Here is a 10,922-nt window from a genome sequence, read left to right as displayed (position 1 = left end):
CGCACCCCCATCTGCGCCGGGATCACGCGCACGATCCGGCGCGACGGCGGCCCGCTCCGTGCGGACCGCGACCCGAAGTCCAGATCCCCGAAGGGGGAGTCATGCGCACGCTTACCATCCGCAGGATCGCCGCCGCCGCCGTGGTGGCGCCCCTGCTCGCCTTCGCCGGAGCCACCGCGGCCAGCGCGGCGACGCCACAGACAGCACCCACCACCGCGCAGTCCGTCGTCGACCACGGCGGCGGCTGGGGCGGCGGACACGGTGGCGGCCACGGTGGCGGCCACGGCGGCTGGGGCTGGGGGAACGGCTACGGCTGGGGCGGCTACGGCGGCTACGGGGGTTACGGCGGCTATGGCGGCTACTACGGCTTCTACCCCGGCTTCTACGGGACCGGCTTCTACGGAGGCTTCTACCGCTGAGAGTCACATCCACTGAAGATCATCGAGGAACGACCGACGGCCCCCGCGACGCGGGGGCCGTCGGCGTGTCCTGCTCCGTCGCGCGCCCGCTCAGTCCCACAGCTCGCGGACCGGATCGTGCGGCCAGGAGGGTTCGGTGTCGGGGTAGGTGATCGTGAGCTTGGTGAAGTGCCGCAGGTGCGGGTCCTCGGGCCAGGGCTTGCTCTCGGAGAGCCTGATCTTGACCGGGAAGGTGTGGAAGTGGCCTGCCGCGCAGTACGGATCGCAGTCGTTGGCCTCCTCGTAACCGGTACCCACGGCCGAGTCGCTGCCCCAGTGCGACCAGTACAGACCGCCCAGCCGGTCGTTCCCGTCCCCGCAGGCCAGGAGGAAGTCCGGGGGCATCACCAGTCCCCGGCCGAAGCACGTGACGAGCACCGTGGCGTAGGTCGGGGCGGCGCCGCCAGGGGCGGCCTGGGCCGTCGCGGCGGCGGCCGTGGCCGGGGCGGCCGCGACCACGGTCGCAAGGGCGGCGGACGCGGTGGTCAGGGCGAGGGTGCGGAGGAGTGGCATGTCGTTCTGCCTTCCTGGCCGCTGCCGGGGGTGGTGGCGGTCGTGGGCGAGGATGCGGTCCGGAGTGCCGCTGCGGGGTCGCGGGATGCGGGGGCGCGGTTGCCGGCGTCCCGAGGGGGCCGCTGAGCGGCGGAGAACGGGAGCGGAGGAGAGCGGAGGACGGCGGGAGATCCTCGGACGTGCGGCCATGCGGCCTCGAAGTCACGTTCCCCCAGGAGGGTGAGGTGCGCAACCCGGCCCGGCCCCCTCCGACTCCGGACGACACGCACGGTGATCGGGCGGGCGCACAAAGATTTCGGCAGATCAAGGGGGCGGAGTGGAACAAATCAGACACTTGCCCCGGTTGGAAGCCATACCAAGGAGATCGTCCTTCGACCGAGGTGATGCAGTAGTGGGCACCGACATGAGCAGCCCGACCACGGAGACGTTCAAGCGCGCCGTGCTCTTCTTCAACCGGCAGCGCTACGCCGCCGCGGCCCGGACGCTCGCGTCCATCGTGGACGTGGCACCCCGCAACATGGCGGTGCGCATGCTGCTGGCCCGGTCGTACTACTTCTCCGCGCAGCTGTCGCGGGCCGAGGCGGAGCTGCGTGACCTCCTGCGTGCCGAGCCGCAGGACGCGCACGCGCACCTCCTCCTCGGGCGCACGCTGGAGCGTCAGGGCCGGCTCGCCGAAGCGGCCCCCCACCTGCGGCTCGCCGACGCGATGACCGCCTGGGACCTCGTCGTGGTCTGACCCTCCGGGCCCGGTGAGGCCGCGTGGCGCCGACGCCCGCGGGCCACTCCCCCGGCCCATCCCCGGTTGTCCGGACCGTACCGCCTCCGCAGGCTGCTCACGTGGGGGCCATCGACCGACCACGGTTCGGAGACCGCAATGACCTGTCCGCACGTCCGGTCCATAACGCGACGCAAGGCACGCTACGCCTTCGCAGTCCTCCTCGCGGCGGCCGCGGGCCTCACGGCCTGCGGCGAGAGGGCGACGAACGTCCTGCGCGTCGACCACGCGGTGCCCGCCGACACGCCCGCGCCGAAGGTGCCGTGCGGCAACCCGCCGGTGCGGCTGGACCCGCAGGACCAGGACTTCCTCGACCAGCTGGCGGCGGCGGACGGCCCGCCGCTGTACACGCTCTCCTACACGGCCGCCCGGGAGGTGCTGAACAAGCTGCAGGCGGGCCCGGTGGACATGCTCCCGGCGCAGATCAGCGAGCGGACCGTGCCCGGCGGACCGACCGGCCCGGTGTCCGTGCACGTCGTACGGCCCGAGGGCGCCAAGGGGAACCTGCCCGGGATCGTCTACATCCACGGCGGCGGGTGGGTGCTGGGCAACTTCAAGACCCACGAACGCCTGGTGCGCGAGCTCGCCAACGGCGCGCAGGCGGCGGTGGTCTTCGTCGACTACACCCCCTCGCCCGAGGCCCAGTTCCCCGTGCCGATCGAGCAGGCGTACACCGTGGCCAAGTGGGTCGCCGACCACGGCGGCCAGATCGGCGTGGACCCCTCGCGGCTGGCCGTCGCCGGAGACTCCGTGGGCGGTGACATGACCGCCGCCGTGGCGATGATGGCCAAGCAGCGCGGCGGACCCGACTTCCGCCGCCAGGTGATGCTGTACCCGGTCACGGACGCGAACTTCGACACCGCCTCGTACAACCGCTTCGCGGAGAACTGCTGGCTCACCAAGCCCGCGATGAAGTGGTTCTGGGACGCGTACGCCCCCCGCCTCAAGGACCGGCAGAACCCGCTGGCCGCCCCGCTGCGCGCCACGGTCGACGAGCTGCGCGGCCTGCCTCCGGCGCTGATGATCACGGACTCCGACGTCCTCCACGACGAGGGCACCGCGTACGCGGAGATGCTGCGGAAGGCCGGTGTGCCCGTCCAGCTCACGCACTACCCCGAGATCACGCACGACTTCATGATGCTCAACGCCCTCCGCGGCACCGAGTCCAACAAGAAGGCGGTGGCCGAGGCCACCACGGCGCTGCGCGAGGCGCTGCACGGGGAGGGCTCCGGCCCCGCCAAGTGACCCTCCCGGCATGCGGGACGTGGAGGGGCGGCCGGCACACCCGGCCACCCCTCCACGGTCTGACGACCGAAAAGTTTCCCTTGGTAACAAATTTCTGTTATCGTCGATTCATGGATGAAAGGGCGACCACCCGAGAGCGGATCATGTCCGCCGCCGCTGCCCTGCTCGCCGAGGGCGGCCGCGACGCGGTCTCGACCCGGTCGGTCAGCAAGGCGGCGGCCGTTCAGCCGCCGACCATCTACCGGCAGTTCGGCGACATGCAGGGCCTGCTCGACGCCGTCGCGGCGGAGGGCTTCGCCGACTACCTGCACCGCAAGACCGACCGGGTGCGGGCCACCGACCCGGTCGAGGACCTGCGCTGGGGCTGGGACCTGCACATCGAGTTCGGTGTGGCCAACCCGGAGATATACCAGCTGATGTTCGGTCAGCCCAGGCCCGGGGCCGAGCCGGCGGCCGTGACGGAGTCCTTCAACGTCCTCCGCGGCCTGGTGACCCGGGTCGCCGAGGCGGGCCGGCTGAGCGTCGACGTGGAACGCGCCATGTTGATGATCCACTCGGCCGGCTGCGGGGTCGTCCTGACGCTGATCGCCACGGTGCCCGAGGCTCGCGACCCGGAGCTGTCGCCCCGGACGCGGGAGGCCATACTCGCCGCCATCACCACCGCGGAGCCCGAGGAGGCCGCCGAGGAGGAGCGCCGGTCGATCGCCCGCACCGTCGCATTCAAGGCCGTGCTCCCCGAGATCGGGGAGATCCTCACGCCCGGTGAACGCATCCTGCTGAACGAGCTGCTGGACCGCATCACGCACTCCGCCTGAGCCGCCACGCGCGGCGGCTCAGGCCGCCGCGGCCGGACCGCTGCAGGGGAACGCCCGGTGGGGAACCGTCATGTGACGGTTCCCCACCGGGCGTTCGCGTCTCCCGGCACCTGCCGGTCAGCCGGTGATCCTCATCAGGGCGACCCTGTCGCCCTCGACGGTGAAGGCGAAGTCCGACGGGCCGTTGAATCCGTCGCCGCCGACCTGGGCGGAGACGATCACCTGGTCCCCCCGCCGGGTCACCGCGGTGAGCTTCAGGGAGACCTTGACGCCGATGAACTCGCGGTCGCTCCATCCCTCGACCGCTTCACGGCCCTCGAAGCGGCGGCCCCAGTCGTCCACCGCGCCGTGCTCGGTGAACTGGTCGAGGAAGGCCTCGGTGTCATGGGCGTTCGCCGCGGCGACGGCGCGCCGTACGGGCTCGGGAAGCTCGGGAAACTCGGAGGTGGTCATGACGGTTCTCCTTCTCGGTGCCTCCCGGCGCACCGGCCCCCTAAGGGTCCGGTGCGCCGGGAGGCCGCGGCGGGTGGCTGCCGAGCCGGTCAGCTGTGGGGACGGTCGGCTGTGGGGCCGTCAGGCTTCGGCGCGGGGGCTGAGCAGGTCGTCCAGGCCGATCCGGTGGTAGAAGTCCTGGCGGATGCGGTCGGCGACCACGGAGACGGCCTCCGAGCCGTCGTCGGCGGGGTCGATGTGGGTGCGGAACGGCCGCTTGCCGGCGGGGAGCCCGACGACGCGGACGATCTCGCGCGCCACCTCCGCCACGTCGGCGTCGGCCGGGGTGATGGCCGCCAGGGCGCGGCCGACCTGCTCGGTCAGGCCCTCGTACCGGGTCTCGTAGGCCGCGACGGTGCCGGTGTCGGCGGGGTGGCCCGCGTTCGCGAAGTGGTTCGTGCCGGAGGTGAAGGCGCCGGGGACGACGATGGAGGTGTCGATACCGAAGCGGGCGAGCTCGGCTGCGTAGCTGACGGCGACGGCGTCCATGGCGGCCTTCGCGGCGAAGTACGGCGCCAGGTAGGGCGGGGTGCCCCCGCGGGTGCTGCTGGACCCGACCCAGAGCAGCAGACCGTGTCCTTGCGCCCGCAGGTGGGGCAGTGCGGCGCGGTTCACCCGCTGGGTGCCCAGCACATTGGTGTCGTAGACCGCGGCCATCTCCTCCGGGGTGAAGGCCTCGGTGGGGCCGAGCACCATGTGGCCCGCGTTGTGGACCAGGACGTCCAGCCGGCCGGCCTCGCTCAGGACGGTGGCGACGGCGCGGTCCGCGCTGTCCTGGGACAGCACGTCGAGTTCGACGACCCGCAGGTCGATGCCCTCGCGGGCGGCCCGTTCACGTACCTGCGCCGCACGCTCGGCGTTGCGGCCGGATATGTCGCGCATGCTCGCGTAGACCGTGTGGCCCGCGGAGGCCAGGGCGTGGGCGGCCAGCGCGCCGAATCCGGAGCTCGCACCGGTGACCAGGACGACGGAGGACACGGGGGACATGACGGATCTCCTTGGGCTGATGGGGACCGGTCCCGGCGGCTGTGGCGTCCGGGTCCCGGGTCGGGGTGGGGTGGCACGAGGTGGCGGATCTGCCGGGGCAGGATGCGGTCGAGGTGCGGGGTGCCGGGCGGGTCGACGACCCGGCGTCCGGCGGACGGACCGGCGGTGCGGTGCCCGGAGGGGTCGCGCGGAGGTGTCCGGCCGGCGGGTCAGGCCGCTCCGCCGTTGGCGAAGATCGTCTGACCGTTGATCCAGCGACCGGGGCCGGCCAGGAAGGAGACGATCTCGGCGACGTCCTGAGGGGAGCCGAGGCGCTCGAGGGGGTTCAGCTTCGCGAACCGGTCTATGGTCGCCTCGTCCTTGCCGTTGAGGAACAGGTCGGTGGCGACCGGGCCGGGCGCGACGGCGTTCACGGTGATGTCGCGGCCGCGCAGCTCCCGGGCCAGGATCAGGCTGATGGCCTCGACCGCACCCTTCGACGCGGCGTACGCCGCGTAGGTCGGCGTGGCGATCCGGGTCTGGGACGAGGACACGTTGATCACGGCACCGCCCTCGCGGAGCCTGCGGGCGGCCTGCTGGTTGACCACGAAGGTGCCGCGGATGTTGGTGCGGTGCATGCGGTCAAGGGCGTCGAGGTCGAAGTCCGCCACGGTGTTCAGGATCATGAGGCCGGCCGAGTTGACCACGACGTCCACACCGCCGAACTCCCGCTCCGCGGCGTCGAAGAGCTCTTGGACCGCCTTCTCGTCGGCGACGTCGGCCTGAACCGCGAGGCCGGAACCGCCGATGGCGGCGATCTGGGCGACAGTCGCGTCGGCGTCGGCCTGGTTGCCGGCGTAGGCGACGACGACCGCCTGGCCGTCGGCGGCCAGGCGCAGCGCGACTTCGCGGCCGATGCCGCGGGAGCCGCCCGTGACGATCGCGACGCGGCGAGTGGTGGTGGTCTCGGTCATGGCGGTCTCCTGATGGCGCGAGGGGGGCGACTCCTTCCGTCGCCCCGCTTCCGTTGATAACGGTGCCACGTTATCAACGGAAACGCAAGCGGCGATAACGTCGAATTGTTATCGCCTTTCACATGGGAGTCCGCGGCGCGCACCGCCCCGCACGCACGGGGGCCGCCGCCCCTGTACGGGGGCGGCGGCCCGGGGGGACCGACGGCCGTCACGCATGGGCGTTCAGGCCGGCCGGAGGTCAGCGGAAGCGACCGCCGAAGAAGAAGGGGTCGAAGAGGTAGGGCCCGAAGAGGTACGAGCCGAAGAAGCCGCGGTCGAAGCGGTAGGAGTCACGGTGGTGGCCGCGCCCACCGTGACCACGGTCGTAGCCGCCGCGGCCGTGGTCGCCCGTGACGTGGGTTCCCTTGGCGCCGGCGAGGTCCGGGGTGGCGGCGCCGGCGGCAGTGGCACCACCCAGCAGAACGACAGAGGCCACACCGACAGCGGCCACAAAACGGGAAACGCGCATACTGACTCTCCTGTCTCGGCGGGCACCGTGGCGATACCCGCAGGGTTCCGACATGGAGAGCCTGCGTCGAGGACATCCGCGCCGCACGACGGAATTCCGTCACGCTCCGTCACGCGACGCGGCGTCAGGTGCGGCGAACGGTGGACTGCGGACGGCGTGCACAGCGCCGAATTCCTGATGATCACGGGTCCGACGGGGCCTCAATGAATCCACCACGCACCGTAATCACGAACCGTCACGTCCGGACCTCCCGACGGGTGAATCCTCGTCACCGACAACGTACGCCAACGCGGCCACCCATCCCCCGGGACGACCGAGCCGACCGCGGGCCCGGAGCGGACGGGAACCGCTCCGTCCCTGGTCATGGGCTCGCGCGTCGCTGCGGCCGCAGGACTGCCCGAAGTCGCGACGACGCGCAAGCCCGGCTTCTCCCGGGAAGACGAAGGGCCCCGGCCCGCCCGAGCGGCGGGCACGGGGCCCCTCCGGCACGCCGGACGGCGCGTCAGATCGACACCGACACGGCGTCAGCAGTCCGTCTCGCGCAGCGAGTGCAGGTACGCGCTCGACCTGCGGGCGAAGCTGAAGGAATCGGGCGGCGTGTCGTGCTCGGTCTGCCAGTGGTGGTCGAGGCGGCCGCCGTGCGTGCGCGTCACGGCCGAGATGAACCGCTGGTAGTCGATGTCGCCGTCCCCGACGTCGACCATGCGGTAGCCGTCGGCGTTGGTGTCGTCGCGCTCACCGTCCTTGACGTGGAAGAGGGGGTAGCGGTCGGGCTGCTTCAGGACGTAGCGCAGCGGGTCGAAGGGGGCGGGGGTGCCGTCCGCACGCTTGGAGAACCGGAACTGGCCCGCGTAGGCCCAGTAGATGTCCATCTCCAGGTAGACCAGGTCGGGGTCGGTCTCGGCGAGGAGGACGTCGTACAGCCGCACTCCCGGGCGGTCGGTGGCGAAGGAGAACTCCTCCGCGTGGTTGTGCTGGTAGAACTTCATGCCGCGGGCCTTGGCGGCCGCGCCGTACTCGTTGAACTCCTCGGCGCAGCGCTTCCAGCCGTCGACGGTGCTGCCGTACCGCCAGGGACCGGACGCCGTTCCGATGTGCTTCAGCCCGAGAGCCTGGGCGTCGTCGAGGACCTTCGTCAGGTTCTGGGCGAACGTGTAGGCGTTCGGGTCGCCGTCGTTGTAGTAGCCGACGTGGCTGCCGATGGCGCGCAGTCCGTGGTCGCGGGCGAGCCGGCGCAGCTGGGCGAGGGTGATGGCGCCCGCGGAGCCCTGCGTGTAGCCGGCGTACTCGATCTCGTCGTAGCCGTACTTCTGGAGTTCCGCGAAGACGGGGGCGAAGCCCAGTGTGGAGACCTTGTCGCGCAGCGAGTACAGCTGGATGCCGAGGCGGCCGGGAGGCAGCACCGGGCGGCCGTGGCCCTTGCCGTGCCCCTTGCTCTGGGCGGCGGCAGCGGTGGGGGCGGCCAGGCCGAGCAGCGCGGCGGCGCCGGCTCCGGCGGCGACGCCCAGCATGCCGCGTCTGCTGAGCTTGCGGCTGAGCTCCGGGTCGGGGGTGCTGTTACGACGCGAGCTGGTCATTGTGGATAACTCCTTGGCGTCGGTGATGTGTGGTTCAGTGGAGTCCTGCCAGGCGCAGGAGCAGGGACTTCACTTCGGTGGCCGCCACGCGGCCGCCGACGGCACGGGGGATGGAACAGAGGATGAGCGGACCTTCTTCGTCGCTCGCCGGGAGGCGGCCGTGGCTGCCGCGAATAGGTGAGGGGTCGAGCGGCACGACCGCCATGCGGTAGCGCATGCCGAGCTTCTTGCGGGCCAGTGCGGTGGCGGCCTTGACGCGGACGTAGGGGTCCGCGGGGTCCATGAACAGCTCGACGGGGTCGTAGCCGGGTTTGCGATGGATCTCGACGAGCCGGGCGAAGTCGGGTGCCCTGTCGTCGTCGAGCCAGTAGTAGTACGTGAACCAGGCGTCCGGGTCCGCCACGGCGACGAGCTCGCCGGAGCGCGGATGGTCCAGACCGTGCCGCTTCTTGCCCTCGTCGTCGAGGAGTTCGGCGACGCCGGGCAGCGTGGCGAGGACCTTGCGGGTGGCTTCGAGGTCCTCGGGACGGCGCACGTACACATGGGCGATCTGGTGGTCGGCGACCGCGAACGCGCGGGAGGCCATCGCGTCGAGGTACTCCATCCCGTCCTGGGTGTGGACCTCCAGCAGCCCGGCGCGCCGCAGCTCGCGGTTGATGTCGACGGGCCGGCTGACGGGCGTGATCGCGTACTCGGAGAGCGCCACCACCGTGCGGCCCTCCCGGCGTGCGTCGTCGAGGAGCGGGGCCAGGGCCTCGTCCAGCTCGGTGGCCGCGCGGCGGGAGCGGGGGTCGTCCGGACCGAACCGCTGCAGGTCGTAGTCGAGGTGCGGGAGGTAGCAGAGGGCGAGGTCGGGTGTGCGGGTGCGCAGGATGTGCCGGGTGGCGTCGACGATCCAGCGGCTGGAGACGATGTCGGCGCCGGGGCCCCAGAAGTGGAAGAGGGGGAAGGTCCCGAGGGCGTCGGTGAGCTCGTCGTGGAGCTCGGGGGGCCGGGTGTAGCAGTCGGGCTCCTTGCGGCCGTCCGCGTAGTAGACGGGGCGCGGGGTGACCGTGACATCGGTGTCGGCGCCCATGGCGTACCACCAGCAGATGTTGGCCACGGTGTAGCCCGGGTGGGCACGGCGGGCGGCGTCCCACAGTTTGTCGCCGGCGACGAGACCGTTGTGCTGGCGCCACAGCAGGACGTCGCCGAGTTCGCGGAAGTACCAGCCGTTGCCGACGATGCCGTGCCCGGCGGGCGGCGCACCCGTGAGGAAGGTGGACTGGGCGGCACACGTCACCGCGGGCAGGACGGTGCCGAGCGGGGCCTGTGAGCCGCTGTCCGCGAGCCGCCTCAGATGCGGCATGTGGTCCAGTAGCCGGGGGGTGAGGCCGACGACGTCGAGGACGAGGAGGGGGGCCGGCCCGGCGGTGTCGGTCATGGGAGTTCCTTCAGGCCGAGGTCGTGGAGGAGGTCGCGGGCCAGACCGAGTTCCGCGGCGATGCCGTCGGCGAGCTGGGCCCGGGTGCGCGGGCGCAGCTCGGCGGGGAGGGCCTGCCAGGTGTAGGTCTCGACCTCGAGGTGGTGGGTCAGCGGGGACGGGCCGCCGACGAGGCGGGCGAGGGCGTCCTTCAGGACGGGGACGGTGGAGGTGAGCGGAGGCGCCGGCGGTGCGTGCAGCGGCACGTGGAAGTGGGCGCGCCAGGGCGCGCCGGTGGGGAGCGGCCCCTCGGTGAGCGCCTGGTGGAGGTCGTCGGTGCCGTGCAGGCCGCCGGCGGTGCGGGCGCGCGTCTGGTGGAGGAAGCGGGGTTCGGAGAAGGCGGCGAGCGCGTCGCGTACGTCCTGCAGGTGCGGGTGTTCGGCGTGCAGGGCGGCGGAGAGCTGGACCTTGGGGATGGTGATGCCCGCCGCGGTGAGCGCGTCCAGCGCGGCGGCGGGTTCTTCGAAGGAGGTGGCGAGATGGCAGGTGTCGACGCACACGCCGATGCGGGGGTGGGCGATCGCCGTGAGGGGCTCTATCGCGTCCGCGGTGGTCTCGACGATGCAGCCCGGTTCGGGTTCCAGGGCGATCCTGATGGACTTGCCCGTGAGTTCGGCCAGCGCGTCGAGCCGTCCGGCGAGGGTGGTGAGGGCGGTCCTGGCGCTCCGCGCGGCACGCTCGTCCCAGAGGGTGCGCCAGGCGAGCGGGAGGGTGGAGATCGATCCTTCGGTGACGTCGGCGGGGAGCAGGGCGGCGAGGAGGTCGGCGAGGCCGCTGGTGTAGGCGAGCCGCTCCGGCTCGGTCCAGTCCGGCCGGTAGACCCGGTACTTGACCTCGGCGGCGCCGAAGCCCTGGTAGGGGAAGCCGTTGAGGGTGACGACCTCGAGGCCGCGGCGGTCGAGTGCGGTGCGCAGCCCGCGCAGGGCCGCCGGATCGGTGTGGAGGGCGCGCGCGGCGTCCTTGGCGAGCCACAGCCCGATGCCGAGGCGGTCCCGGCCCAGCCGCTTGCGCACGGGTTCGCAGTGGTCGCGGAGCTGCGAGAGGACTCCGTCGAGCGTCTCCGCGGGATGGACGTTGGTGCAGTAGGCCAGGTGGACGACGGAGCCGTCGGGGTGCCGGAAGCGCATGGGTACCGCC

The 10,922-nt window shown here is 72.1% G+C and carries 12 protein-coding genes; 4 read left to right on the top strand and 8 right to left on the bottom strand.

Annotated features, from left to right (window positions below):
• Nucleotides 1–101: 101 nt before the first annotated feature.
• Nucleotides 102–419, top strand: a complete 318-nt coding sequence (locus tag ACFYYN_RS15950; protein WP_500436797.1) for a hypothetical protein — start codon at nucleotides 102–104, stop codon at nucleotides 417–419.
• Nucleotides 420–509: 90 nt separating this feature from the next.
• Here the strand turns inward: ACFYYN_RS15950 and ACFYYN_RS15945 are convergent, their stop codons facing one another.
• Entirely contained in the window at nucleotides 510–971 is a 462-nt protein-coding gene (locus ACFYYN_RS15945) for a hypothetical protein (protein WP_500546274.1), read from the bottom strand.
• Between the two features lie 403 nt (nucleotides 972–1,374).
• Between ACFYYN_RS15945 and ACFYYN_RS15940 the strand changes: the two genes are divergently transcribed.
• The 3 genes from ACFYYN_RS15940 to ACFYYN_RS15930 all read left to right on the top strand — a co-directional run bounded on the left by ACFYYN_RS15940 (nucleotide 1,375) and on the right by ACFYYN_RS15930 (nucleotide 3,806).
• On the top strand, nucleotides 1,375–1,707 hold the full coding sequence (locus tag ACFYYN_RS15940) for a tetratricopeptide repeat protein (RefSeq protein WP_179279764.1): 333 nt from the start codon (nucleotides 1,375–1,377) through the stop codon (nucleotides 1,705–1,707).
• A 138-nt stretch (nucleotides 1,708–1,845) separates the two neighbouring features.
• Nucleotides 1,846–2,991, top strand: a complete 1,146-nt coding sequence (locus ACFYYN_RS15935; RefSeq protein ID WP_500546273.1) for an alpha/beta hydrolase — start codon at nucleotides 1,846–1,848, stop codon at nucleotides 2,989–2,991.
• Nucleotides 2,992–3,101: 110 nt separating this feature from the next.
• Complete coding sequence (locus ACFYYN_RS15930; protein ID WP_500546272.1) at nucleotides 3,102–3,806, top strand: TetR/AcrR family transcriptional regulator; 705 nt, start codon at nucleotides 3,102–3,104, stop codon at nucleotides 3,804–3,806.
• A 117-nt stretch (nucleotides 3,807–3,923) separates the two neighbouring features.
• Here the strand turns inward: ACFYYN_RS15930 and ACFYYN_RS15925 are convergent, their stop codons facing one another.
• The 7 genes from ACFYYN_RS15925 to eboE all read right to left on the bottom strand — a co-directional run bounded on the left by ACFYYN_RS15925 (nucleotide 3,924) and on the right by eboE (nucleotide 10,912).
• Nucleotides 3,924–4,259, bottom strand: a complete 336-nt coding sequence (locus ACFYYN_RS15925) for a nuclear transport factor 2 family protein (protein ID WP_500546271.1) — start codon at nucleotides 4,257–4,259, stop codon at nucleotides 3,924–3,926.
• A gap of 120 nt (nucleotides 4,260–4,379) precedes the next feature.
• Nucleotides 4,380–5,285 (bottom strand): SDR family NAD(P)-dependent oxidoreductase, encoded by a 906-nt coding sequence (locus tag ACFYYN_RS15920; RefSeq protein WP_500436799.1) that lies wholly within the window; start codon nucleotides 5,283–5,285, stop codon nucleotides 4,380–4,382.
• A gap of 209 nt (nucleotides 5,286–5,494) precedes the next feature.
• Entirely contained in the window at nucleotides 5,495–6,238 is a 744-nt protein-coding gene (locus ACFYYN_RS15915) for an SDR family oxidoreductase (RefSeq protein WP_500546269.1), read from the bottom strand.
• 238 nt (nucleotides 6,239–6,476) lie between these two features.
• Nucleotides 6,477–6,713 carry a hypothetical protein gene (locus ACFYYN_RS15910; protein ID WP_500546268.1) on the bottom strand — a complete coding sequence of 79 codons (237 nt, stop codon included), beginning with the start codon at nucleotides 6,711–6,713 and terminating at the stop codon, nucleotides 6,477–6,479.
• 557 nt (nucleotides 6,714–7,270) lie between these two features.
• Complete coding sequence (locus ACFYYN_RS15905; protein ID WP_500546267.1) at nucleotides 7,271–8,323, bottom strand: sugar phosphate isomerase/epimerase family protein; 1,053 nt, start codon at nucleotides 8,321–8,323, stop codon at nucleotides 7,271–7,273.
• 34 nt (nucleotides 8,324–8,357) lie between these two features.
• Complete coding sequence (locus ACFYYN_RS15900) at nucleotides 8,358–9,746, bottom strand: alkaline phosphatase family protein (RefSeq protein WP_500546266.1); 1,389 nt, start codon at nucleotides 9,744–9,746, stop codon at nucleotides 8,358–8,360.
• Entirely contained in the window at nucleotides 9,743–10,912 is a 1,170-nt protein-coding gene (gene eboE, locus ACFYYN_RS15895) for a metabolite traffic protein EboE (RefSeq protein WP_500324649.1), read from the bottom strand. The genes ACFYYN_RS15900 and eboE overlap by 4 nt, the downstream gene beginning before the upstream one ends.
• Nucleotides 10,913–10,922: the final 10 nt, after the last annotated feature.

It is taken from the genome of Streptomyces sp. NPDC001902 (assembly GCF_042891295.1).
Taxonomy (GTDB): domain Bacteria; phylum Actinomycetota; class Actinomycetes; order Streptomycetales; family Streptomycetaceae; genus Actinacidiphila.
The sequence above is the reverse complement of the archived record's forward strand: the minus strand, read 5'-3'. Positions and strand labels throughout refer to the sequence as shown.